A 25,948-nucleotide genomic window follows, 5' to 3' on the forward strand; every position below is an offset into this window, starting at 1 on the left:
TATCTTATATAAATCCACTTTCTTCAAATTCAACGTCCTCTCGCACAAAAATACGCTCTACATTTGACAAAATTCATTATCCCTCGTAAATTTCACACACAGAACTGATATTTGGATACGCGCGTATATTGTTTTTAATACCCGTCATTGCACCACAGAACAAAGGGGTTTACCATGGCCGATTCTGTCGCACCAGGTACATTTCGCGATACCGATCCCATCGAAACCGAAGAATGGATCGAATCACTGGCTTATGTTCTGCAAAACGGCGGTCCCGACCGCGTGCGCTATTTGCTCGACCGCCTGGAACAAGAAGCGCAAAAAAGTCTGGGCGTTGACATACCCTTCGCATCTCATACGCCTTATATCAACACCATCCCGCACGACAAACAACTGCCCTATCCGGGCGACCGCGAAATCGAGCGCCGCATCAAAAGTCTCGTGCGCTGGAATGCCATGGCCATGGTCACCCGTGCCAACAAAGAAGCCGATGGCATTGGCGGTCACATCTCCACCTTTGCATCGGCTGCCACGCTATACGAAGTGGGTCAAAATCACTTCTTCAAAGCGTCCAATGGCGATTTCTCTGGAGATCAGGTCTTCTTCCAGGGCCATGCCTCGCCCGGCATGTATGCCCGCGCCTTCCTCGAAGGTCGGCTGAGCACCGAACACCTCGAAAACTTCCGCCGAGAACTCCGCAATCCCGGCGGCCTGTCTTCCTATCCCCATCCCTATCTCATGCCAGACTTCTGGCAATTTCCCACCGTCTCAATGGGACTTGGTCCCCTCGTAGGCATCTTCCAGGCCCGCTTCAACCGCTACCTCGAAGACCGCGGCCTCAAATCGACCCGCGACTCCAAAGTCTGGGTCTTCGTCGGCGACGGCGAAACAGACGAACCCGAAACCCTCGGCGCCATCAGCCTGGCAACCCGCGAACAACTCGACAACCTCATCTTTGTCATCAACTGCAACCTGCAACGCCTCGACGGTCCGGTGCGCGGCAATAGCAAAATCATCCAGGAACTCGAACAGGTCTTTCGCGGCGCTGGATGGAATGTCATCAAAATTATATGGGGAGACGATTGGGACGCACTACTCGAAAAAGATACCCAGGGCCTGCTCCAGCAGCGCATGGAAGAAGTCGTCGATGGTCAATACCAGAAATACACCGTCGAATCTGGCGAATACATCCGCCGCGACTTTTTCGGCACCCATCCCGACCTGCTCAAAATGGTCGAACACCTCTCGGACGAACAACTCCAAAAATTGCGTCGCGGGGGTCACGATCCCGAAAAAGTGTACGCCGCATTCAAAGCCGCTGTGGAACACAAAGGCGCACCGACTGTTATCCTGGCCAAAACCATCAAAGGCTATGGCCTGGGCGAAGCTGGCGAAGGCCGCAACATGACCCACCAGCAAAAAAAGCTCGAAGAAGACGAGATGCGTGAATTCAAGCGGCGCTTTGACATCCCCATCTCCGACAACGAAGTGGGCAAAGCACCCTTTTATCGTCCCCCCGACGACAGCCCCGAAATGCAATACTTGCAACAATGCCGCCGCGACCTCGGCGGATATTTGCCCGCCCGAAGCGTGCGTGCCAAACCCATTCAAGCACCCTCGCGCGAGGTATTTGACGAAGCCTTCAAAGGTACAGGTGACCGCCAGGCCTCTACGACCATGGCCTTTGCGCGTCTGTTTGCCAAACTCGCCCGCGACAAAGATATCGGCAAGCTCCTCGTCCCCATCATCCCCGACGAAGCCCGCACCTTTGGTATGGATTCCCTGTTTCGGCAACTCGGCATCTACTCGCACATGGGGCAGATATACGAACCCGTTGACGCGGGCAACATCAGCTACTATCGAGAAGCCCAGGACGGTCAAATTCTCGAAGAAGGCATCAACGAAGCCGGTGCCATGTCCTCATTCATCTGCGCTGGTACAGCTTATGCCACACACGGCGTCAACACCATCCCATTCTACATCTACTACTCCATGTTCGGCTTTCAGCGCGTGGGCGATCTCATGTGGCTGGCCGGCGATATCCGCTGCAAGGGCTTTCTCTTAGGCGGAACAGCCGGGCGCACCACGCTCAACGGCGAAGGTCTCCAGCACGAAGACGGGCACAGCCACATTCTCGCCTCATCCGTTCCCAACTGTATTGCCTACGACCCGGCCTATGCCTACGAAATTGCCATCATCATCCAGGACGGCATCCGGCGCATGTACAAGGAACAGGAAGATGTCTATTACTACATGACCCTGGGCAATGAAAACTACGAACACCCCCCCATGCCCAAAGGCGTTGAAGAAGGCATTGTCAAAGGCATTTATCCGCTCAAGAAGCACAGAATGCAACAGGGCCAGCACAAAATTCAGCTCTTTGGCAGTGCATCCATCCTCCGCGAAACCCTCCGCGCGCAAGAAATTCTCGCCGCCGAATACAATATTTCCGCCGACGTGTGGAGCGTCACCTCATACAAAGAATTGCGGCGGGACGCGCTTGAGACCGAGCGGTGGAACATGCTGCACCCAACACGACGTCAAAAAAAGCCGTATATCGTCAAAGTACTCGAAAAAACCGATGGCCCGATCGTCGCCGCATCCGATTACATGAAATCCCTGCCCGAAATGATCCGCCCCTGGGTACCCGAAGACATGACGGTCCTCGGCACAGATGGATTTGGGCGCAGCGACACGCGCCAGGCTCTGCGCCGACATTTTGAAGTTGACGCCGAATGCATCGCTGTGGCCGCGCTTCACGTCCTGGCAAAACAGGGCAAAATCAAACGCGAACAGGTCGCCACAGCCATCGACGAACTCGGCATCGACCCCGAGAAAATCGATCCGGTATCGGCAGGCCCGGTCACGACGTATTATTAACTCAATCCGCGATTAAGGAGGTCTTGTGGCAACCGAATTTAAACTTCCCGATCTCGGCGAAGGTGTAGAAGCTGGCGATGTTGTCAGCGTACTCGTTGCCGAAGGCGACACCATTGAAGTCGATCAAAGCGTGGTCGAACTCGAAACCGACAAAGCCCTCGTTGAAGTACCCAGCAGTGTTGCTGGCACCATCACAAAAATACACATCAGTGCCGGAGACCGCGTGCCCGTAGGCAGCTTATTGATCTCCGTTGAAGAAGGCGAACAACAAGTCACAGCAACCCCTGAACCGGAAGCCGAAGCACCAACTCCTGCACCAGAAGAAAAGCCCGAACCCACGCCTGTCGCCGAAGCACCCGAACCAACACCTTCCGCACCCAGGCCACCTGCACCCACATCCAACGGCGACCCCATTCCCGCAGCCCCATCCACGCGGCGGCTCGCGCGAGAACTCGGCGTAGATCTCACCCAGGTCGCCGGTTCAGGCCCCGGTGGACGCATCTCACAAGACGATATCAAAGCCGCTGTGCGCGACCGACAAACAGGTGGTCTCGCACCAACAGCACCCGTCGAATTACCCGACTTCTCGAGATGGGGCAACATCGAGCGCCAACCCCTCAGCAAAGTTCGGCAGATTATTGCAAAAAATATGAGCCAAGCCTGGCAACAGGTGGCTCATGTCACGCAATTTGATCGCGCAGACGTCACAGACCTCGAAGCATTTCGGCAGCGCAACAAAGAAAAAGCCGAAGCATTGGGAGCCAAACTGACGCCGACGGTCCTCGCGCTAAAAGCAATCATCACCGCGCTAAAGACCTTTCCGCAATTCAATGCCAGCCTCGATGCAGGTGCCAATGAAATTATACTCAAACACTACTATAATCTCGGCATCGCCGTTGACACCGAGCGCGGCTTGCTCGTTCCCGTCATCAAAGACGTCGATCGCAAAGACATCCTGGAACTGGCCCTCGAACTCGGCGACATCAGCCAGCGCGCGCGCACTGGCAAAATTGGCCTCGACGAATTGCAAGGCGGCACATTCACCGTCACCAACCTGGGCAGCCTGGGCGTAGGCGAATTTACCCCCATCGTCAATCACCCCGAAGTTGCAATATTGGGATTTGGACGCGCAAGAGAAGAAGCCACCGTACGCGAAGGCCGCATCGAACCCCGCCTCATCATGCCTCTGGCACTGTCTTATGATCACCGCGTTATTGACGGCGCCGACGGTGCGCGATTCATGCGAAAAATCGTCGATGCGCTCGAAAACCCGGAACTCATGCTCATGGGCGGATAAACTGGAGAAACCACATGGCCGAAACGCACAAAACCGATCTCCTCGTAATCGGCGGCGGTCCCGGCGGATATACAGCGGCCTTTCGCGCTGCAGATCTGGGTCTGCAAGTTACCCTTGTCAATGCCGACGACAACCTCGGTGGCACCTGTTTATTGCGCGGATGCATCCCATCCAAAGCCCTGCTCCACGTTGCCGAACTCATCACCGAAGCCAGTGAAGCCAGAACGTATGGCCTCACCTTTGGCGATCCCAAAATCGATCTGGACGCCCTGCGAGGTTGGAAAGACAACATCATCACCCGCCTCTCGACCGGTCTGTCTGGTCTGGTGCGCCAGCGCAAAGTCACCCACCTGACGGGCTACGCGCAATTTGAGAATTCGCAAAGCGCGTCTATATCAGGCGATGGGGATATCGACCGCGTAGAATTTGAACACGCCATCATCGCCACGGGATCACGCCCCATTGTCCTCCCAATTTTTGCGCTCGACACACCGCGCATTTTGGACTCGACAACAGCACTCGACCTCGACGAAATACCCAAAAGCCTCCTCGTCGTAGGCGGGGGCATCATCGGCCTCGAACTCGGCAGTGTTTACGCGGCATTGGGAAGCGCCGTCACAGTCGTCGAAATGACCGACACCCTCTTGCCCGGCACCGACCCCGACCTGGTCAAACCCCTCGAAACCCGATTGCGTCAGGCATTCAGCGCCATACACACCAGCACGCGCGTCACGCATATCGAAGAAGTCAACACCGGCATTGAAGTACACTGGGAAGGCGAAGAATCGAAAACATCCGAAATATTCGACCGCGTCCTCCTCTGCATTGGCCGACGCCCAAATACAGATAATATCGGCCTTGAAAACACGGACATTGTACCCAACGATCAGGGATTCATCGAAGTCGATTCACAAATGCGTACAAATGACCCCCGCCTCTTTGCAATCGGCGATGCTATTCCAGGTCCCGGCCTCGCTCACAAAGCCGCGCACGAAGGCAAAATCGCCGCCGAAGTTCTCGCCGGTGAACCCGCGTCTTTTGACGCACTAATACCCTCAGTTGTGTACACCGATCCCGAAATTGCATGGGTGGGCCTGACCGAAACCGACGCTCTCAAACAGGACCGCAAAGTCGATATCGTGCGCTTCCCCTGGGCTGCTCTGGGCAAAGCGCATGCCATTGGGCGCATCGAAGGCCAGACCAAGCTCATTGTCGATCCCTATACCCAACGCGTACTCGGCATGGGCATTGTGGGACCACATGCGGGCGACCTCATCGCCGAAGGCGTGCTCGCCATTGAAATGGCTGCCGTCGCCGAAGACATTGCCCACACCATTCATCCCCACCCCTCCCTCGCCGAATCCATCGGCATCGCCTCAGAAATCCACCTCGGCTCCGCGACCGACGTGTACATGCCCAAAAAGTAGCTGGTTACACACTCAAATCCCCATACTGCACCTGCAACCTTCGCAACTCAGCCTTCAACTCCGCCACCAGATCTGCGTACGCCTCATCTCCGTACACATTTCGCAATTCATTGGGATCCTCTTGCAAATCGAACAACTCCCAGTAATCACCCTCGGCATAATATTCAATCAGCTTGTAGCGATCCGTACGCACGCCGCGGTGCGGGCCAATGCGGTGCGGTGTAAAATACTGGAACGACGGTTCTGACATCGCCTCTGCCCCCTTGCCGTGCAGCACCCACGAATCTTCAAAATAGGCGTAATAAACAGACCTGCGCCAGTCGTCCGGTTCTGTCCCCTGGAGCAACGGACGCAAACTCTCACCCTGCACGCCTTCGGGAATATCGACACCCGCAAAATCCAGAATCGTCGGCGCAAAATCCACATTCATCACCAGCGCATCGGTCACATTCCCACTTATACCCCCATTTGGATAGCGCACCACCAGCGGAATGCGAATCGACGGCTCGTACATAAACCGCTTGTCGTACCATCCGTAATCACCCAGAAAATACCCGTGATCCGACGTGTAAATCACCAGCGTATCGTCAGCCCAACCCATCTCATCCAGATAATCCAGCACCCGCCCCAGATTTTCATCCACACCGTAAATCGTGCGATACCGATCCTTCATAAAACGCTGATAAATCCAGTCCTTCTTTTCCCCTTCACTCAAGCCCTCGGGTATATCGTCGTAATCGGGCGTCAGACTAATATCAAACTTCATATCTTCAGCCAGAGCCGCAATCTTCCGCGTAGCAAAATCATCGCCATACGTCTCCGGCTGGGGGATCTCAACATCCTCAAAAAGATGCGCGTGCCGGGGTGCTGGCGTAAACGGCCGATGTGGCGCCTTAAACTGATACACCAGACAGAAAGGCTGTTCCCCATCCAACCCCCTCAAAAATTCAAGCGCCATATCCGTCGTTATATCCGTGGCATACCCCTCCTTTACGACTTCCTTTCCATTATCGATATACGTCGGATCAAAATACACGCCCTGCCCGGGATGAATACACCACGTATCAAAACCGCGCGGATCCTGCCGGATATGATACTTGCCAAACAACGCGGTCTTATATCCCGCATCGCGAAGCAACTCGGGAAACGTCGGCACATTTGGATCCAGAAACTCAATCGCATCGGCCCTCTCGGAATTTCCCCGAATACCGTGGACATGTGAAAAATATCCCGTCAGCACCGTACCCCGCGCAGGCGCGCACAGTGCGTTAGTCGAAAAACAATTGTTAAACCGCGTACCCTCATTCCCAATGCGGTCCAGATTGGGCGTATGCAAAATCGGATTCCCATAACTGCTCATCTCGCGCGGCGTATGGTCATCGGTCATCACAAATAAAATATTCGGTCGCTTCATCTTCGCTCCTTCACAAGTTATCAACAAAAGACTTCAACTCTCGATAATACCGCAACTTCTCAACCCTCGGCATGGGCAGCGCACCGCTCGTTGACGGTGCGAGAAACAGCTTCGCGCCTTCCAGCATCTCATCTTGCAAACCGTAATCTCGCTTCCCACCCATCACTTTTGCATATCCGCTCTTCCCATTAAAACAAATCACCGCGGGCCGATACCTCTGCATTTTTTCTCGCAACAATTCAAAACCCGACACATAATCGCCATCCGTCAGATCTCCAATCCCCCGCGTCGCGCGCCCCTTCACAATATCTGTCAGCCCGATATTATAATCCAAAATAGTCGCATCTTCCCGCGGCTCCAACAATCGATCTGTCAGCCCGGCCTCGTATAAAAACGGCCAAAACTGGTTGCCTCTCCCCGCGTAATAATGACCAATTTCCGCGGACTTTAAGCTCGGATTAAACCCCACAAACACCAGATGCAGTCCCACGCGCAAATAATCCCGCAACACATAGTCAGCCATATTCCACACCCCTGTTGACACATCTCCTACAATTCGGTTAAATTACAACCCCGGAAAAATAAGACAAAGTTCATCTACGAAAGGAAATCTTCAATGGCAAAACTGAATAAGTACAGCTCACAGATCACCCAAAAAAAATCCCAGGGCGGATCTCAGGCCATGCTCTATGCCACCGGACTGACGCGCGCCGACATGGACAAAGCGCAGGTCGGCATCGCCTCGGTCTGGTATGAAGGCAACCCGTGTAACATGCACCTCAACGATCTCGCCGCCGAAACCAAAAAAGGCGTCACCGAAGCCGGATGCGTTGGCATGCGTTTCAACACCATCGGCGTATCCGACGGCATATCCATGGGCACAGACGGCATGTCCTTCTCCCTTCAATCCCGTGACCTCATAGCCGACTCCATCGAAACCCTCATGGGCGCGCAATGGTACGATGGCCTGATCGCATTGCCCGGCTGCGACAAAAACATGCCCGGCGTGGTCATGGCAATGGGACGCCTCAACCGCCCTGCCCTGATGATCTACGGCGGCACCATCAAACCCGGCTGCGCCACCATACAAGGAGAAGAACGCAAACTCGACATCATCTCTGCCTTTCAAAGCTACGGCGAATTTCTCACAGACTCGCTCAGCGATGCCGAACGCCAGGAAATCGTCGAACACGCCTGCCCCGGTGCCGGTGCTTGCGGTGGCATGTACACCGCCAATACCATGGCCAGCGCCATCGAATGCATGGGCCTCTCCTTGCCCTATTCCTCATGTACACCCGCCGAAGACCCCGACAAACACGCCGAATGCATTCGCGCCGGTCACGCTGTTCGCGCCCTGCTCGAAGCCGACCTCAAACCGCGCGACATCGTCACCAAACAATCATTCCTCAACGCCATCCGCCTCGCCGTTGTCACGGGCGGCTCTACCAATATCGTGCTCCACCTGCTCGCCATTGCCAGAGCTTATGACATAGACCTCGACATCGACGAATTTCAACACATATCCAACAAAACACCCCTCCTGTGTGACCTCAAACCCTCTGGACGTTACGTCATGGAAGAGCTTCACGACATCGGCGGAACACCCGCAATGATGAAATTGCTCCTCGACGCCGACCTCATCGACGGCGACCAGATGACAGTAACGGGCAAAACAATTGCCGAAAATCTCGCCGATATAAAAAACCTTCCCCCTTATGGCACGGGTGAAGGACAGCAAGACATCGTAAGCCCCTTTAATGACCCCATCAAGCCAACGGGGCATCTGCAAATTTTGCGTGGGAATTTGGCACCGGAAGGTTCGGTCGGAAAAATCACGGGCAAAGAAGGCGAGGTATTCAAAGGCGCAGCCAATGTATTCGACTGCGAAGAAGACATGCTCGCCGCCCTCGAACAGGGCAAAATCGAAAAAGGCAATGTCATCATCATCCGCTACGAAGGCCCCAAAGGCGGACCCGGCATGCCGGAAATGCTCACCCCCACATCAGCATTGGCCGGCGCAGGACTGGTACAGGATGTCGCGCTGATTACCGATGGGCGTTTTTCGGGCGGATCGCACGGCTTTCTCATCGGACACGTCGTGCCCGAAGCCATTGAAGGCGGGCCCATCGCCCTCGTCCAAACCGGCGATCAGGTCACCATCGACAGCCAAAAAGGCGAGATCAACATGGACATCTCTGCCGAAGAACTCGAAAAACGCCGCGCAGCCTGGACTCAACCGCCGTACAAAGCCAACCGCGGCACCCTTTACAAATACATCAAAAACGTAAAAACGGCTTCTGAGGGGTGTGTTACAGATGAGTGAGCTTCACGCTCAAACACCATTTTCCACAAGCTCTTTGAGCGGCACATCTTCCGCTTGCGGAATATAAAAACTGAGCGGATCGGAGACCACGCCTAAGAGTTGTTTTTGAATGGGATTTGCGCGAACAACGAGTTCATCCGGCATATCGATATAATCCATAGGCTTGACCCAGCGATATGCATAACCCACAAAAACGGTCTTGCGCGGAAAACCCGACCAATTTCTGCCAATGCCGTGATAGGTGCGCTGTTCAAAAATAAATGCCGAACCCGCTTTGACATTCATATTGATCGCCCCCCTCGGATGACCCGTCGCCGGATCAATCGCCGGTCTGCCAAATAGCCGATTGCTCCCGGGCACGAGTTGCGTCGCCCCCGATGCGGGATCTGTCTGGTCGCTGATGGCGTAGGCAATTTTGAGTAGAATGCGCGGATGGGGTTCGGTCATCTCCCTGGAAGACGAACCGCCATCGCGGTGATACCCGCCCTTGCGCTTCAATTCTTCAGAAGGTTCTGGACCAGACGGCAAAACAATGAGGTGCGAAGTAATCATCTGGATATTCCAGTTGAGAATCTGCCACGCCAGAGGCGCCGTGGTCGGCCAGTCGAGCAACTGAAGAAAAGCATCGTGATGCACAATGCAGTTTCGCAAGTTGAGCTTGCCCGTTTTCTCCAGGCGACCAGCCGCCTTTTCCCGGTCGTAAATTTCATCAGTCGCCGCATTGAGTTCGGCAACAACATCGGGCGGCAGCGCGTCTTCGATCATGAGATACCCATTGTCCTCAAAAAACTGCTGCTGTTCATCTGTGAGAACAGCCCAATCGGATTGAACAGTCATAGTAATCATCTCCTTGTCATGGACTCGCAAACATATCACAAACAAATTTACGACCTGAAACCACGCGAGGCAAGCCATACTTGCTATCTATTGAAACCCTTCCCATCCACAATCATCCTGCGTATGCCATTTGCCACAACATCGACTGCTATTTGCACATCCCCTTCAAACGGTACAATCAAATCCGCGTACTCTCTCGTCGGCTCCGTATAGACGCGATAATTGAGCACAACATCCCGGCGATACCATGCCACCGCATCTTTTAGCGACATCCCACTCGACGTATTGCGCAACATACGCCTGAGCACCCGCTCGTGTGTATCCACATCCAAAAATAGCTTGATATCCAGCAAAGCCCTCAGCGCCTCTTGCGAAAAAATCAAGTGCCCCTCCACAATAATTAGTCTCTCAGGCACGACCTTTTGGGGATCATCCCCCCGCCGAAAAGCCCGCGTACCGGGCGGCGGAACTTCAATCGCCTGCCCTTCGCGCAGACATTTCACATGTGCGATCAAAGGCTCCCACAGCACAGCCCGCGGATGGTTTGCCGTTCGCTTGATCTCGTCTTCTGGCAGCGCTGACCAATCGCGGAAATAGCTATCCTGATTGAGCACAACAGGTCCAAAATCTGCGAGCCTATCGGCCAGCATATCCGTAAAAGTCGTCTTGCCCGCGGCGGATCCCCCCGAAATACCGAGCACTATGGGCCTGACGTCACTTTTCTCATTCATTCCATAGCCCTATTGCAAAAAATAGACACATAGCTTATTATTTTCAGGCACTAAATATATGAGAGGTGTGCATAATTCTTGTGTTGTGGTGCAACGACGTATAGAGTTTTTTTAATATTTTTCTTTTCATGCCTTCGGCGACCTCCTTTTTTTCAGCAGCAAAAAAAAGGAGGCAAAAAATGCCGCCCTCAAACGCCGGGAGGCTTGCACAGCGCAAATCGTTTCTATAATACAACGCCATGAGGTGGCCTTCAGAGTTGGGATACCATAAGGATGTCCGCTGCGAGACGGACTCACGCGCTGTGCGTGATGGTTTTGGCTGATGGCTTTCTGTCATGGCTCTTGTTGCGTGATTAAGGAAGGAGTTTTATGTCTAATTCTATTTACCATGCAATATGGAAAGGAAAACTCGTTGAGGCAAGTGACGAAGGAGTTATATCAGGCGAAAAAAGTGGTTTTATCTGTGTAAATTGTGACAAACCACTTATGCTAAAAAAAGATGCCTTGTTCCCGCATTTTGTACATGCTTCAAAAAGTTTTTGTTATCCAGAATCGCGCATTCATAAAACGGTTAAATTGTGGATCAAAGAAGCATTACCGTCCAATATATTTCCATTACCGCCCCATCCAGTATTAAAAAATCCGTGCGAGTTTTTAGCATTCAAATGTGAGACCGAGTTTTACGACAAATCAGAAGGGGAAATAAACGAGTTCGACATTCGTGCTCTGGGAAATTTCTCGTATTCGTACGATGTTAGCAAATATATTAACAGAGAATCATTTTTGTATGACTTTGGAGGTGAACCCGTTGAACATTCATATTACTGGAAGCCAGATTTTTACAGAGGCGACGCCAACAGCCTTGACGCTAACCGCGTTCTGGATTTTTGCCGATATTTGACATGGAGTGGCGAATATTATTCAAAGGAATTAAGAGACACATTCGCGTCACCGTCTAAAGGAAAATCATCAGATGAAATGTTGGATAGAATGACGACGTACACTAAAATTGTGTATCCCATTAAGTACCTGTATGAAGATCATTTCAAGCGTAAACCTGCAACTTTTGGAGAGACACATCCATATTTTTGGAAGAACGAAATTTTCCAAAAAATCGGAACTGAATCTAAGAAACTCGACCAGTTAATAATCGAGGTCAGACACAAAAATAAAAAGGATGATAAATTCAAATCGAAAGTACAAAAAAAGGGATATTATGTTCTCGAAGTTGATACGGAAGATTTTTATGGAATTAGTCGGGGTCTTAATGGTCAAGGGCTTAGTATATTGCATCTGATAAAAAATAGCGAGTGGTTATGGTTTACTGACGCAGAAAGAAAACAAGAACAAAGCAAAGGACAAACAGGCTTATTCGTTTAATTCATAATTTCTATTTCAGACTATTACCATATCATTGAGCCATTCGCCTGACCCTTTTGTATATAATTTTTTTATTTTTTTACCATGCCAAAATCCATGTGAAAGCCTCTGCCATTGGCAAGGAAATCCAATAATGCAAGAATTTCATAACGAAGCCGATACGCGAGCCAAGCTGATTGACCCCGCGCTGCATCAAAGGGGTTGGAGTGAGGACAAAATTAAGCGAGAAGAGACACCAGGTGCCGTTGATATCGTAGATGGTAAACCGCACAAACGCTCTCAGGGACGCATTGATTACACCCTTCGGGCTCGCGTGAACTCGGACACGCAACCAGTGGCTCTGGCATTGATTGAAGCAAAATCTGAGCAATTCTCTCCGGGACATGGCCTTCAGCAAGGGAAAGAATATGCAGCGGCGACCAAAAGACTCAATGTCCAGTTTGTATTTTCCACCAATGGGCATCAGGTTGTTGAATATGACCGCATAACAGGCGAAACCACAGATCCTTATCCAATCTCTAAATTTCCCACACCCGACGACCTGCGTAAACGCTATGAAAATGCTCAGGGCTTCTCCTTAAACGACGACGAAGCCAAACCCTTGCTCGTGTCCTATCCCGGTGGTGAAGCCACGCGCCGCTATTATCAGGACGCAGCCATTCGCGCCACATTTGAAAAACTCGCCCGATGCGAAAAAAGCGGCGAAGCCAAACGCGTCTTGCTATCTCTCGCAACGGGTGCAGGCAAGACATTTATCGCCGTACACCTGCTCAAACGCATCGCCGATGCCGGGCAACTACGCAAAGCATTATTCGTCTGTGACCGCGACGAACTGCTTACCCAGGCACTCGGCGCATTTCAAAATGTGTTCGGCGCAGATGCCGCAGCCGTGTCCAGCGGCAATCCGCAGAAAAAACGCGAGTGAGCGGTGTACAACTGGCCGCCTCTCAGGCCAGTTCATTTGAGCTTTTTACGCAGATAAATGCAGATGAACGTTGATTGACTTTCTGTGGTGAGTCTTTTAAATTTTCTTGTTAGAAGAAGTTAAAAACATCAAATAGGAGATTGTTGTGTCACTCGTCACAGTAACTCTTGATGCTGATCTGGCAGTTCTATTACAGGAACTTAATCAGCCTATTCAAGAAACGGCTCGTGAAATGATTGTTCTGGAGCTATATCGCCGAGGCAGCATATCCAGTGGCAAAGCGGCTCAATTATTGGACATGTCACGCTGGGAATTTATTCAGCATGCATCTCAGTTGGGTATTGCTTTTTTTAATCTCAATGCGGAGGAATGGAAACGCGAACGACTTCAGGCTGATGAGCTATGAGTGATTTGCCCGTCATATCCAATGCAAGTCCATTGATTGCTTTGGCGCAAATAGATCATCTCGACCTTATGAAACAGCTTTTCCAGACAATTGTCATTCCTCCAACTGTTGTAGAAGAAATCTCACCGACTGTAAGTATTCCCAACTGGATTGAACAACATGAGTTGTCGCAGCCTATTAGTCCATTTATCCTACGATCTTCATTGGGATCAGGAGAATGTGAAACAATTAGCCTGGCTTTAGAAATACAAGCGCGATTGGTTATCCTGGATGAACGTCCCGGACGTAGATTGGCTCACAGGTTGAGACTGCCTGTCATTGGCACATTGGGGGTTCTGCTATCAGCGAAGCGCAAAGGTCTATTGCCAACCATTAGGCCGTTGATAGATGGATTACTGGCCTGCGACTTTCGCGTCTCTACTGATCTGTATGAACAGATACTTATTGATGCTGATGAGACGGAGTAACTGATGTTACGCACCGGCTGAATATTGGAAGGCTGCGAGTCAAACATCGGCTCAATCACTTTGCCCTCAGGTCAAAACGCTATCTCAAGGCTATTCGATATGCTTTTGATGAATTACAAATTCTTAAAGCTGCGTAACATCAGTGAATAACACGATCAAACCACCGAGATTAAAACCGGGTGATACTGTGGGCATCGCCTCGCCCGCTGCCTCATTTTTTGCTTTTACTAACAATTGGCTTTCCCGTGCCCAGGCAGCCCTTGAAGATCTCGGTTTGAAAGTTCAATTAGCGAATAACACACGCCATCAACGCGAACATTTGAATCCAGCCCCCCAATTGCGTGTCGATGATCTCCACGACCTATTTGCTGACCCGAACATCAAAGCGATTTTTTGTCTCTCAGGAGGATCTGGTACCAATGCACTCCTTCCCTTGCTCGACTGGGATTTGATTGCGCGTTCTCCCAAGATATTGATGGGATACAGCGCGAATACAGCTCTGCTACTCGGCATCTACGCACGTCTCAATATGGTTACTTTCCACGGTCCAACCCTGCTCAACGGTCTCAGCGAATATCCAAAACCCTTGAGTTATACACTTCAAAAAATAAAAGATGTCCTGTTTACACCAACCGCCCCGGGACCATTGGAAGCACCGGAGACCTGGACAGATGACGCGCCCAGTGAAGACAGCCCACGCAAAATGAAAAATAATTCTGGATGGCATTGGCTCAAAGGTGGCAGAGCGCAGGGACCTCTTATAGGTGGCAATCTCCATACCCTGCCGATATTGGCCAGTACTCCATTTTGGCCTTCATTTCACGGTAAAATTCTTTATCTGGAAGAGGTCAATATGGGAAACACGGTTCTTATGTATGCCGAGGAAGCCCTTGCACAATGCCAGCAGATTGGTCTTTTTGAGGAAATTTCTGGTTTGATCATGGGGAAAATGAACAACCTCTCTGAAGCACAGGAAGAGTTATTTCAAGCGTTGATCGATCATTATACATCGGCATTTGATTTTTCCATCCTGACACAAGTAGATATCGGGCATACGAGTCCTCAAATGATTCTTCCAAATGGGATCACAGCGACGCTTGACTCTGAACAAAATCTCTTTTCCATAGATGAAGCGGCGGTTGTCTGAAGCATGGCAAATATGTTGGTCGCCTAAAAAACAAAAGGTCGTGAGGGTTTATTTTTTCACGACCTTTTATTTTTTAACAACAATACCAAGGAGAGTCGCTCCCGAATACCAGCTCAACACTATCGAACAAAAAAGAAAGGAAGTCGCCGAAGCACTATTGGATCTGCGGGACTGTAGGATTAAACATGGACAAACGATATTGACAAGCACATTAAAATTTGGGAACTATATACGAAAGTGACAAGAATATCCACGTTTCGTATTTTGAGCTGGATCATTTCAGATTTTGGATCAGATTTTGGGAAATTGCTTTCTTTGTATATTTTAGCTATAATACAACGAAATGTGTGTCGTAATATTTTATGACAAGTTCAGAGGACTTGAAAATGTCTGATACTATCATGGTTGATACAAGTCTATTAGATATTCCTGAGTTTAATGAGCGCAGGACAACGCAAGTTGCTGCTTTACTTGCACATTATTCTGGCGGTCAAATTAGCGTGTATAAACTTGTCAAATTGATATACCTCATTGATAGAACCTCTTTGGAGCGTCGTGGTCGTCCCGTGACTTTTGACCGTCCGTATAATCTACCATTTGGGCCAACGCCAAGTCATACATACGATCTTGTTTGCAAACCCTGGGAGGGCGAATACTGGTCTCAATATTTTTCCAGATCACAAGGGTATATTATTAAACTAATTAAAGACGATATAAGCAGTGATGAACTATCACAAGCACAACTTGATCTGATAAATGATGTATTTAAAAAATTTGGAAATAAATCCTTTAGACAATTAAAGAACTACCTGCACTCTCTACCAGAGTTTGATGATCCAGGGGGTTCATCTAATCCCATAGATTGGAATACCTTGCTTAAAGCTACGGGATGGTCTGACGAGGATTTAATAACAATCAGGCAAGAATTTGACGCAAAAGCAAAGTTTGAAAATATGCTTAAAAATATGGAGAATGATAATACGAGATAAATATGTTATTAGCGGGAAGATGCGTATGGCTTGATGATCGGGGCGGTGGGCACTTATATTTGTTTTTAACAGAGTGTGTAGGCAATCCACCACAAACAATAATGGTGAATGTAACTTCATGGCGTAGAGGATTAGATGAAACATGCATACTCTCGCCTAACGACCATCCAAATATCACTAAAAAATCAATTATCTACTATGAGGATGCTTGTCTAATTGAAAAATGGAGAAGCAAAATCATTCTACGTGACTGTAGCAACGCACCGCCTATATCACAGGAACTATTGGTCAAAATTCAACAGGGACTTTGCCAATCAGATGAGACACCACCAACAGTAAAAGACTTTTATCAAAAACACCATACATAAATATCACACATCCGCCAGTACTTTCCCTCAAAATGAAAAACAAAAGGTCGTGAGGATTTATTCCCCACGACCTTTTTCATATTAAAAAATACTATTATCTTTTGGTGACCCCGAGGGGAGTCGAACCCCCGTCTCCAGAGTGAGAGTCTGGTGTCCTAGGCCACTGAACGACGGGGTCACTCACAAAATGATGGCGACAACCTAATAAAATTCGATACTTTTGTCAAGCCTCCCTACTCCGCAAGCGCCTTGTAAACCAGAGGCTGGAAAGGCCGCGTAATATTGCCCGATCCGCGCAACTGGGTCCACACCATAGAAATCATCTCATTTTGCGGATCAATCCAAAAATGCGTCTTGGCAATACCCGACCAGTAAAACGTCCCATTCCTATCCTCCCACGCCGTCTCCGTCTCATCCACAATCACAGAAAAACCGTACCCAAAACCATCGCTCTTGCGCCGACGGTGTCGGTAACGTGCCGTCTCGGGTAAATGATTAGCCGTCATAAGCTGAATCGTCTCCGGCTTCAAAATACGCGTACCGTACAACGCACCCCCATTGAGCAACATCTGGGAAAAACGGAGATAATCCCGAGCCGTACTCACCAACCCACCACCACCGGACTCCCGTGCATCGCGCCGCATATTGCTCTGACGGTTGCGCACCCTGAAATTGCCCTCATCGTCCTTTCCATACAGCGTAGCCATGCGATCGCGCTTCTCCTCTGGCACGTAAAAACCCGTATCGACCATCTCCAAAGGCACAAAAATGCGCTGCGAGAAAAACTCTCCCAAAGACATACCCGAAGCAACCTCAACCACGCGACCGAGGATATCAGTCGCCACGCTGTAGAGCCATCGCGTGCCGGGCTGAAAACGCAGGGGAAGCTGGGCCACCTTCTGGGCATATTCGACATTTGATCTAATCGAATACAAATCAGCAATCCGATAAAGCGTATCAACCGATGTCTGTCCAAAAATGCCATACGTCAAACCAGACGTATGCGTGAGCAAATTCGCAATCGTTATCTCGCGCTCGAGCGACACCAGAACGGGACTCTCGGTCCCGCCACCCGTATAGACCTTTGTATCGGCAAACTCGGGAATAAACTTAGACACCGGATCGTCCATCTTCAGCTTGCCCTCTTCGTAGAGCATCATAATCGCAACACTGGTAACCGGTTTGGTCATAGAATAAATGCGAAAAAGCGTATCCTCCGTCATCGGCTTATTCAATTCCCGATCCCGCAAACCCGCAGTCTCAAAATGCACAATCTTGCCCTTTCGGGCGATCAGCGTCAAAACACCAGCAAACTTCCCAGAATCCACGAGCGCTTGCATTGCGGGCTGAATCTTCGCAAGACCTTCTGCAGAAAACCCCAACTCTGCGGGATCCCCCTGGGGAATTTCAGCAGCAAAAATCGGGTGTATGGACAGAAAAACAGCCAGCAGAGCAAACAGGCTACGTTTTAGAAAGCACGTCATATAACTCCCCGCCTTTACTTTGCAAAAAAAAGGGTTACACCATTGCGATGTAACCCCTTCTCCTTATCTGGTGCGGATGCCAGGATTCGAACCCGGAACCGTCTGATCCGTAGTCAGGTGCTCTATCCAGTTGAGCTACATCCGCTAAAATCAAGAACTTAAGTATATTTGAGACAACACAATGTCGTAAGACGAATAAAAGTATCAAAACTGCCAAATACTGTCAAGCGGAAACGGGCTATTATCCCCCATAGCATAAGGCAATAGTGTTTTGGGTTGCCCCCAGCGCCAGAATGTATAATCATAGGGAAAGATGAGCGATGAACGGTCAGCTAAAAACCTTCTGGATCGCGGCTCAAAATCATGCCGCGATGACAAATGAAGAGATTGCTGTCGCATTTTTACTACTGATCACTAATTATCGAGGAACCACTCATGAACCTTGAAACACAACTAATCCACGCAGGTGAAGAAGAAAAAAAATACGAAGGCGCAGTTGCGCTACCCGTATTTCAGAGCGCCACATTTTCATATAGCAGTGAAGACAGTTATCACGACATAAAATATCTTCGCCTGAACAACACCCCCAATCACACCGTAGTCCATGAAAAATTGGCACAAATTGCGGGCGGAGAAGCCGCCGTAGTCACCGCATCGGGCATGGCAGCAATAACCACCGCTCTATTGACAGTATTAAAAAAAGGCGACCACCTCCTCGCACAAAATTGCCTCTACGGCGGAACGCGAGTCTTTTTGGCACGCGACATCGCCGACTTCGGGATCGACGTGGATTTCGTATCCGGAAACGCGCCACATGAATGGGAAAAACTCATCCGCCCCGAAACCCGCGCCATCTATGTCGAAACCATGAGCAACCCCCTCCTGGAAGTCGCCGACCTCCCATCCGTCGTCGCCTTTGCCCAAACCCACAACCTCATCTCCATGATCGACAACACCTTTGCATCCCCGGTAAACTTCCGCCCCCTGCAAATCGGCTTTGACCTCTCCTTGCACAGCTGCACAAAATATCTGAACGGACATTCGGATATCGTCGCTGGCTGCGCAATTGGATCGCACGATCTAATCACCCGCATAGTGCATCGACTGAACATCATGGGCGGCTGCCTGGACCCACACGCCTGCTCTCTGTTACTACGCGGCATGAAAACACTCGTCTTGCGCGTAGAAAAACAAAACGAAAACGCACTCGCACTCGCTTCTTTCCTGGAAAACCATTCCGCAGTAGAACGCGTAAATTACCCTGGCTCACCCAGCCACCCGCAATACAACTGTGCAAAAAAGCTATTTAAAGGATGTGGTGGCGTATTGAGCTTTGAAATAGCCGGCGACAGCCGCATAGCCGACGCAGTAATATCGAAACTACAACTGCCAATCTCCGCGCCCAGTCTGGGCGGCATCGAAACACTCATCACCCGCCCCGTACAAACATCGCACTCCGGACTCACTGAAGAGGAACGCCGCGACGCGGGAATCTCCGAGCGACTGATCCGCGTGGCAGTCGGTATTGAAGCAGCAGAGGACCTATGCGCGGACTTTGAGCAAGCTCTGAGAGGTGTATAGCTAAGGAGAAAAAATATGCCTGATAAAATCAAAATTGGAATGCTGAAAGCCATGCCAGAAAAGTGGGATGTCGCAAAGAATTGGGCGATATTTGAAAAACAATTTGAGACACATGGGGGAGAGACAGATGTATTCATAACCCCGGAATGCTTCCTGGACGGATATGCAGTAACCGAAAAAAATTGGACCGCAGAGCGCTTTGCCAAAGTCGCCCAGGACGTAGAGCAAAGCGCGTACATCCAACAGGTATGCGAAATGGCACGCGCATCGCGCACCCACATCGTTTTTGGATACACTGAAAAACGCGCGGGATATTTTTACAATACCGCTATATTGGTAAACCGCGCGGGAAAAATTGTCGGCACATATTACAAAACGCATCTACAATCGCACGATCACCGTTTTGTGCGCGGCGATAACCTGCCCGTATTCGACCTCGACATTGGCACCGTGGGCATGGTCATTTGTGCGGACCGCCGATGGCCCGAATCGATTCGCACATTGCGCCTCAAAGGCGCGAAAATCTGTCTCATGCCGACCTATGGCATGTGGCATGAAGAAAATGAATGGTGGATGCGCACGCGATCCTATGAAAATCAGATGTTCGTCTGCTTCACGCATCCCAACGTAGCCCTGATCACAGACCCGCACGGCAAGATCGCGGCAAAATTGCAATCCAACGTACCCGACGTGTTAATCCACAAAATCGATCTCAAAGACGCATCGGATGAAAACCATCTCAGCGACCGGCGTCCCGAACTCTACGGAGTAATGGGAAAAGTTGACCACTGGTCACAGCAGCCCGAATTTTCATCGCCCACCTACGGAGGGAAATAACCCATGTATCGCATTGGACTAATTGGCAATCGGGCGCACCAGAATAGTTACGGCCCGATTTGGCATGAACGAGAAGATTGTGAAATCGTCGCAGCGGCAGAGCACCATGAAGGCAAAGGCAAAGCACTATCTCAACTCTACGGCCTTAAAGTCGCACAAGACTACGACACAGTTCTGGAAGATCCGAACGTGGATATCGTCTCCATCTGCACGGACTTTTATCTCAAGCGCACCCTGATCAAAAAAGCACTCGACTGTGGCAAACATGTCCTGGTCGATAAAGCCATCGCGCGAACCGTTGTCGAAGCCAGAGAAATAGCCGATACTGTTGCTGGCGCATCAAATAAAGTCCTGTTAACCTATCCCACGCGGTTTTCACCCGCGATGATAAGACTCAAAGAAGCCCTTGACCGGAGCGAATACGGACATATCTCCGCGTATGCCCACAACAGCGTAAAACAATTTTTTGGCGACCTCATGGCTTATGTAAGCTATCCGACGCCAGCCGTACAAAATGGTGGGGGTGAACTGATGAATTTGGGCAGCCATACCGTGGATGCCCTGCTCTGGTTTTTTGGCATGCCCAACAGGGTGAGTTGCCAAATGCAAAATCTCTACTTTGAGGAATACGAGCAATTTGGCACAGAAGACATCGCCACGCTCTGGTGTGAATATCCCGATTTTACAGCAGCGCTCGCCGTGGGGCGATCAAAGGCACGAAGCGAAGATGCCACATTCGATTGCGTCAACATCACGGGAGAAGGCGCGTGGGTCCAGGTAGATCGCATGGGATATTCCGTCAACGGACAACTCGTCGATACACCACCGCCCAGAGCAGCGGGATTGGCGGCCTGTGTGTCGCATCTCATCGACTGCATCGAGCAAGACGCAAAACCCGTCACCAGTGCAGAAGACGGACTATCCGTTGCCCTGCTCACAACAGCCGCCTATCAATCCGCACATACAGGCGAACCAGTCACCTTGCCCTTGCAAAATGAGCAACACCCTTTAATTGACGCAGAAGACCACGTCGTTAACCGTTTACTGGATTAATCCAGGGAGGAATAAAATGAATACATACCGCGCTGTAATCGTAGGCTTGACGGGCATTGGTGCCAGCCGCCCGCACGAAACGAGAGGACCTGTTTTCGGTGCCATGCCACCGTCTCACGCATCGGCCTATCATAAACACGCACAAACAGAAGTCGTCGGCGTATGCGACCTGCGCCAGGAGGTACTGGATGACTTCTGCGAGCGATGGGGCGACGTCTGGCCCGATGTGAACACGTACACCGATTTCAGGGAAATGCTGGACAAAGAGCAGCCCGACCTCGTCAGTGTCGTGACATCTGATCACGCACACGCCGACATCACAGTCGCAGCCGCCGAAGGATCGGCACAGGCAATCCTGTGTGAAAAACCCATTGCCACAACCATGGAAGACGCCGACCGCATGATCGCAGCCGCCGAAGCAAATAACGTACCGCTCTCGATAGAACACACGCGCCGCTGGTATCCGAGTTATCTACAAGCACGGGAAATGATTCGATCCGGCGAAATGGGCCGCTTGCGAACCATCGTCTGCGACCAATTCGGAACGCGCGCCATGATGTTCCGCAACGGCACGCACATGATCGACATGATGTGCTTTTTTGCCGAAGCAAACCCCGAATGGCTGGTCGGCGAACTGGAACCCGGATTCGAGCACTTCACCGAATACAAAGGCGATGGCGGACACGATCCAGCAACAGACCCTTATGCATCGGCATACATCCATTTTGACAATGACGTACGTGCATTTTACAACTGCCACAAAATGGCGTTTAACGGATCGAAATTTTCTCTAACCTGTGAAAATGGACGGATTGAAATCTCAGATCAAAAATTTGAGGTTATTACCCCACAAGAACCGCGCTGGTGGTCGCATGCAGCAGTCCCCGTAGAACCCTATATATCGATCCGACAAATTGGCGCAGTCTCGGAACTCATCCACGTTTTGGAAAACGGCGGCACACTCGTATCGCCTGCACGCGAAGCCAGAAAAACACTTCAGATCATGCTCGGCATACTGGACTCCCATCACGCGGGCAATGTGCGCGTTGATCTATAAAAAAGGAGAACCCATGACGGATAAGCATCGCATCGAATGTCTCTTCCTCTCGCAAGAAGACCTTCTGCAAGCCGGATGCCTGGACATACGGCTGGCCATGAGCGCGGCTGAAAACGCCATGCTCGCCTACCAAAAAAACGACATCCTTTTTCCAGAAAAAGTAGTTCAGATTTTCAATGAAGACACTCAAGAACGCATTAACTGCCTGCCGGCAACCCTCTTGCCCGAAAAGATATGCGGGGCTAAATGGGTATCCGTATTCCCGTTCAATCCCGAGAAATACGGACAGCAGAACCTCTCTGCGGTCTTCATCCTATCCGAGATCGAGAAAGGCTACCCCATTGCCTTTATGGACGGCACCCTGTGTTCGAATATGCGCGTGGGTGCGATGGGTGGCATTGCCGCCAGGCATTTCGCAAGACCGGATTCCAGGAGCATTGCCTTCATTGGAGCAGGGGAGCAGGCCAAGATGCACTTGATCGCCATGAAAACGGTATTTCCAGGCCTTGAGGAGTGCCGGGTTTCTGCCAAGCATGACCACGAAGAGCAGCAGTTCATCGACGAAATGGCGACACTCTTTCGAGACATGCGTTTTTCCGCCGCCCATACAAATGCACAGCGGGCCATAGAGGGCGCCGATATTCTCGTCACAGCCACGAGCGCACAAGCCCCGCTTCTCAAAGCGGCATGGATAAAGCCCGGCACTTTCTACAGCCATATCGGCGGCTGGGAGGACGAATATGACGTGGCGAGACAATGCGATAAAATTGTGTGCGACGATTGGGAAACCGTAAAGCACAGAACGCAAACGCTCAGTCGTATGTATAAAGATGGACAACTCTCGGACGAGGACATTTACGCGAACCTCGTCGAAGTCGTCTCCGGAGAAAAAGGAGGAAGAGAGACCCCCGAAGAACGGGCCTACTTCAACGCAGTTGGCCTGGCCTATGTCGATGTGGCTATTGCATACGCGATGTACCAACGAGCCAGAGAAGCGGGAAAAGGACGGATGTCGAGCATCCAGGAGACCATGATCTTCCAGCACGAGAACCTATCAGATTGGATCCGGCTGTAGGATCTATTTGAAGAGGGCAAACAGGAGTAAATCATGACCAGACGCAGACTACCCATCGGCATTCAGACCTTCCGCGAGATGCGAGAAGAGAACTACTACTACGTCGATAAGACACCCTATATTCGGCGGATGATAGACGAGGGCAAACACTATTTTCTGTCGCGCCCACGTCGCTTTGGCAAGAGCCTGTTTCTGGACACACTGAAGGAACTGTTTGAGGGCAATGAACCGCTGTTCGAGGGACTTCACATCCACGACCACTGGGACTGGTCTGTTCGCTATCCGGTGATTCGTCTGAGTTTTGGTCGAGGCAACTTCAAAGAGCCGGGATATCTACAGACGAACTTGATGGCACAACTGGACGCAGTTGAACGTCGAGAGGGCATAAAGTCCGACTACACCACCGCGCCCGAGCGTTTCGCCTATCTGATAGAGGCGCTGCATGACCGGGCCGGGCAGCCAGTGGCCGTTCTGGTAGATGAATACGACAAGCCAATTCTGGACGCACTCGAAGTACCAGAAGTCGCACGCGCCAACCGCGACTTCTTGCGCGGCCTGTACGCGACCATCAAGGACAGCGACGCGTATATCAAGTTCACTTTCCTCACTGGCGTCAGCAAATTCTCCAAAGTCAGCCTCTTTTCGGGCCTCAACAACCTCACTGACATCACCATCGACCCGCATTACTCCGCCTTATGCGGCTACACCGAAGAGGACCTCGACACGGTATTCGCGCCAGAGCTGCCCGGCCTGGACCGAGACCAAATCCGCGAGTGGTATAACGGCTATTCCTGGCGAGGGGAGGAGAAAGTGTACAACCCCTTCGACATCCTCCTCTTGTTCCGCAACCGCGAGTTTCGCGCCTACTGGTTCGAGACCGGCACACCGACGTTTCTGGTCAACACGTTAGTAGATCGCGGAGTGAGTTCTATAGACCTGGACGATATGCTGGGCAGCGACGAATTATTATCTACATTTGACGTTGACGATATCGCCACTCAAGCACTGCTATTTCAGACTGGCTATCAGACCATACACCAGACCGAACCGCGCGGTAGCCTGACCTACTACCGTCTGGGCTATCCAAACCAGGAAGTGCGCCAGAGCTTGAACAGAAGCCTGCTGAACCACTTGACCGGGAACCCGACGCAGCAGGCAGAACACATTGCCCGCCTATACGACCTGTTGCTGGTCAATGACTTCGCTGGCCTGGAAAATCTGTTCAAGGCGTTCTTCGCCAGCATTCCCTACCAGTGGCACACAAACAACGACATAGCGAATTACGAAGGCTATTACGCCAGCGTGTTCTACTCCTACTTCGCATCGGTGGGATTGGACATCGTTGTGGAGGACAGCAGTAGCCAGGGTCGTCTGGACATGGCAGTTCGCTTCAACGGCAATGTGTATCTGTTCGAGTTCAAAGTAGTCGAATTAGCACCCGAAGGCACCGCAATGGCGCAACTGAAACAGAAACGCTACGCCGACAAATACCGCAATCGCGGCGAGCCGATACATCTCATCGCCGTAGAGTTCAGCCGAGAAACCCGCAACCTGGTGGGATTCGAGACAGCTACAAGTTCCCGGAGACGATGACAGGTAAACAGGCACTGGAATACATTCAAGAGGTCTGGCAGCGTGCCCAATCTTCGCCGGAAGGCTTGGCGAACGAAGTGCGCGATGTGCTACCAACGGCGTATGCGTATTGTCTCGCTGACTGCGATGAAGACATCCCGCTTTCCGAGCAGTGGAATGTTGTCCTATCCGAAGCAATGGTCTTCGCCGACCGGGAATGGATCGCATTGAACGGCACTGACGACATCTACTTCGACGACCTTGAAGACCGACGATTTCTTCCCAGTGGAGTTGAATTGCGAACTGTCACTGGCGGACATCTGGGCAATTCTCAAAGCGAGCAACTTCGTACCTCAACAGCCTTGGGACTGCAAACTCTGTCGTCGTGCATCGAGATGGATTGGCAACAAGGGGCATCCATTGCAACTAATTGGTCTCGCAAGTTTCGTCTCATTTGCAACCTTCTTCGGCATGTGCGGGGAAGTGAGCAAATGAGACGCGCAAATGAGCACCAATTGGATCTACACATTGATTGCGTCGAGACGCTTAGCCTCTCGGTTCGTGTCGGTGATACTGACGAAGAAAACGTGCTCTGGCTCGACAGCGAGCCTTAGCAGAGGAACTTAAAAATAGCCTAAAAGGTGAGGTCATCATAGACAACGAAAATCCCGACGAAAACGAGCCAAAGGATCCTACGA

The 25,948-nt window shown here is 51.0% G+C and carries 23 protein-coding genes and 2 tRNA genes; 18 read left to right on the forward strand and 7 right to left on the reverse strand.

What is annotated here, in order from left to right:
- The first annotated feature begins 174 nt into the window (after positions 1-174).
- From aceE to lpdA, 3 genes are read left to right on the forward strand one after another with little or no spacing between them, the layout of a single operon-like run.
- Complete coding sequence (gene aceE / locus OXG87_08210; GenBank protein MCY3869529.1) at positions 175-2,880, forward strand: pyruvate dehydrogenase (acetyl-transferring), homodimeric type; 2,706 nt, start codon at positions 175-177, stop codon at positions 2,878-2,880.
- Positions 2,881-2,905: 25 nt separating this feature from the next.
- A complete protein-coding gene (locus OXG87_08215) occupies positions 2,906-4,177 on the forward strand; it encodes a 2-oxo acid dehydrogenase subunit E2 (GenBank protein ID MCY3869530.1) in 1,272 nt (423 codons plus the stop codon).
- Positions 4,178-4,191: 14 nt separating this feature from the next.
- Positions 4,192-5,604: a dihydrolipoyl dehydrogenase gene (lpdA, locus tag OXG87_08220; GenBank protein ID MCY3869531.1), complete on the forward strand. Its 1,413-nt coding sequence runs from the start codon at positions 4,192-4,194 to the stop codon at positions 5,602-5,604.
- A gap of 4 nt (positions 5,605-5,608) precedes the next feature.
- Here lpdA and OXG87_08225 read toward each other — a convergent pair whose 3' ends face one another.
- Both OXG87_08225 and OXG87_08230 read right to left on the reverse strand, forming a co-directional pair.
- The gene (locus OXG87_08225) at positions 5,609-7,018 is read right to left on the reverse strand and encodes a sulfatase (protein ID MCY3869532.1); all 1,410 of its coding nucleotides are present in this window, start codon (positions 7,016-7,018) and stop codon (positions 5,609-5,611) included.
- 10 nt (positions 7,019-7,028) lie between these two features.
- Positions 7,029-7,541: a mismatch-specific DNA-glycosylase gene (locus tag OXG87_08230; GenBank protein MCY3869533.1), complete on the reverse strand. Its 513-nt coding sequence runs from the start codon at positions 7,539-7,541 to the stop codon at positions 7,029-7,031.
- Positions 7,542-7,634: 93 nt separating this feature from the next.
- On the opposite strand from OXG87_08230, the gene ilvD reads away from it, so the two are divergent.
- On the forward strand, positions 7,635-9,341 hold the full coding sequence (gene ilvD / locus OXG87_08235; GenBank protein ID MCY3869534.1) for a dihydroxy-acid dehydratase: 1,707 nt from the start codon (positions 7,635-7,637) through the stop codon (positions 9,339-9,341).
- A 9-nt stretch (positions 9,342-9,350) separates the two neighbouring features.
- Here ilvD and OXG87_08240 read toward each other — a convergent pair whose 3' ends face one another.
- On the reverse strand, positions 9,351-10,178 hold the full coding sequence (locus tag OXG87_08240) for a phytanoyl-CoA dioxygenase family protein (GenBank protein ID MCY3869535.1): 828 nt from the start codon (positions 10,176-10,178) through the stop codon (positions 9,351-9,353).
- Positions 10,179-10,261: 83 nt separating this feature from the next.
- On the reverse strand, positions 10,262-10,909 hold the full coding sequence (locus OXG87_08245; protein ID MCY3869536.1) for a uridine kinase: 648 nt from the start codon (positions 10,907-10,909) through the stop codon (positions 10,262-10,264).
- 369 nt (positions 10,910-11,278) lie between these two features.
- Between OXG87_08245 and OXG87_08250 the strand changes: the two genes are divergently transcribed.
- From OXG87_08250 to OXG87_08280, 7 genes are all read left to right on the forward strand, one after another.
- Positions 11,279-12,289, forward strand: coding sequence for a hypothetical protein (locus OXG87_08250; GenBank protein MCY3869537.1), 1,011 nt, complete (start codon positions 11,279-11,281; stop codon positions 12,287-12,289).
- Positions 12,290-12,422: 133 nt separating this feature from the next.
- Positions 12,423-13,214, forward strand: a complete 792-nt coding sequence (locus OXG87_08255; GenBank protein MCY3869538.1) for a DEAD/DEAH box helicase family protein — start codon at positions 12,423-12,425, stop codon at positions 13,212-13,214.
- 145 nt (positions 13,215-13,359) lie between these two features.
- Positions 13,360-13,620, forward strand: a complete 261-nt coding sequence (locus OXG87_08260; protein MCY3869539.1) for a UPF0175 family protein — start codon at positions 13,360-13,362, stop codon at positions 13,618-13,620.
- On the forward strand, positions 13,617-14,087 hold the full coding sequence (locus OXG87_08265) for a DUF3368 domain-containing protein (GenBank protein ID MCY3869540.1): 471 nt from the start codon (positions 13,617-13,619) through the stop codon (positions 14,085-14,087). Before OXG87_08260 ends, OXG87_08265 begins: the two co-directional genes overlap by 4 nt.
- A 142-nt stretch (positions 14,088-14,229) precedes the next feature.
- Complete coding sequence (locus OXG87_08270) at positions 14,230-15,234, forward strand: LD-carboxypeptidase (protein ID MCY3869541.1); 1,005 nt, start codon at positions 14,230-14,232, stop codon at positions 15,232-15,234.
- 386 nt (positions 15,235-15,620) lie between these two features.
- The gene (locus tag OXG87_08275; GenBank protein MCY3869542.1) at positions 15,621-16,223 is read left to right on the forward strand and encodes a Panacea domain-containing protein; all 603 of its coding nucleotides are present in this window, start codon (positions 15,621-15,623) and stop codon (positions 16,221-16,223) included.
- A gap of 2 nt (positions 16,224-16,225) precedes the next feature.
- Entirely contained in the window at positions 16,226-16,591 is a 366-nt protein-coding gene (locus tag OXG87_08280; protein MCY3869543.1) for a hypothetical protein, read from the forward strand.
- Positions 16,592-16,693: 102 nt separating this feature from the next.
- On the opposite strand, the gene OXG87_08285 is transcribed toward OXG87_08280, so the two are convergent.
- From OXG87_08285 to OXG87_08295, 3 genes are all read right to left on the reverse strand, one after another.
- Positions 16,694-16,769, reverse strand: a tRNA-Glu gene (locus OXG87_08285).
- A gap of 55 nt (positions 16,770-16,824) precedes the next feature.
- Complete coding sequence (locus tag OXG87_08290) at positions 16,825-18,075, reverse strand: serine hydrolase (protein MCY3869544.1); 1,251 nt, start codon at positions 18,073-18,075, stop codon at positions 16,825-16,827.
- Between the two features lie 68 nt (positions 18,076-18,143).
- A tRNA-Arg gene (locus OXG87_08295) sits at positions 18,144-18,220 on the reverse strand.
- A 290-nt stretch (positions 18,221-18,510) separates the two neighbouring features.
- On the opposite strand from OXG87_08295, the gene OXG87_08300 reads away from it, so the two are divergent.
- From OXG87_08300 to OXG87_08330, 7 genes are read left to right on the forward strand one after another with little or no spacing between them, the layout of a single operon-like run.
- The gene (locus OXG87_08300) at positions 18,511-19,656 is read left to right on the forward strand and encodes an aminotransferase class I/II-fold pyridoxal phosphate-dependent enzyme (protein ID MCY3869545.1); all 1,146 of its coding nucleotides are present in this window, start codon (positions 18,511-18,513) and stop codon (positions 19,654-19,656) included.
- 15 nt (positions 19,657-19,671) lie between these two features.
- Positions 19,672-20,493: a carbon-nitrogen hydrolase family protein gene (locus tag OXG87_08305; GenBank protein ID MCY3869546.1), complete on the forward strand. Its 822-nt coding sequence runs from the start codon at positions 19,672-19,674 to the stop codon at positions 20,491-20,493.
- A gap of 3 nt (positions 20,494-20,496) precedes the next feature.
- Positions 20,497-21,546: a Gfo/Idh/MocA family oxidoreductase gene (locus OXG87_08310; protein MCY3869547.1), complete on the forward strand. Its 1,050-nt coding sequence runs from the start codon at positions 20,497-20,499 to the stop codon at positions 21,544-21,546.
- A gap of 16 nt (positions 21,547-21,562) precedes the next feature.
- Complete coding sequence (locus OXG87_08315) at positions 21,563-22,603, forward strand: Gfo/Idh/MocA family oxidoreductase (protein MCY3869548.1); 1,041 nt, start codon at positions 21,563-21,565, stop codon at positions 22,601-22,603.
- A gap of 13 nt (positions 22,604-22,616) precedes the next feature.
- On the forward strand, positions 22,617-23,678 hold the full coding sequence (locus OXG87_08320) for an ornithine cyclodeaminase family protein (GenBank protein ID MCY3869549.1): 1,062 nt from the start codon (positions 22,617-22,619) through the stop codon (positions 23,676-23,678).
- Positions 23,679-23,711: 33 nt separating this feature from the next.
- Positions 23,712-25,271: an ATP-binding protein gene (locus OXG87_08325; protein MCY3869550.1), complete on the forward strand. Its 1,560-nt coding sequence runs from the start codon at positions 23,712-23,714 to the stop codon at positions 25,269-25,271.
- Complete coding sequence (locus OXG87_08330; protein MCY3869551.1) at positions 25,268-25,864, forward strand: hypothetical protein; 597 nt, start codon at positions 25,268-25,270, stop codon at positions 25,862-25,864. The genes OXG87_08325 and OXG87_08330 overlap by 4 nt, the downstream gene beginning before the upstream one ends.
- Positions 25,865-25,948 lie beyond the last annotated feature (84 nt).

The organism is Gemmatimonadota bacterium (genome assembly GCA_026706845.1).
Classification (GTDB): Bacteria; Latescibacterota; UBA2968; order UBA2968; family UBA2968; genus VXRD01.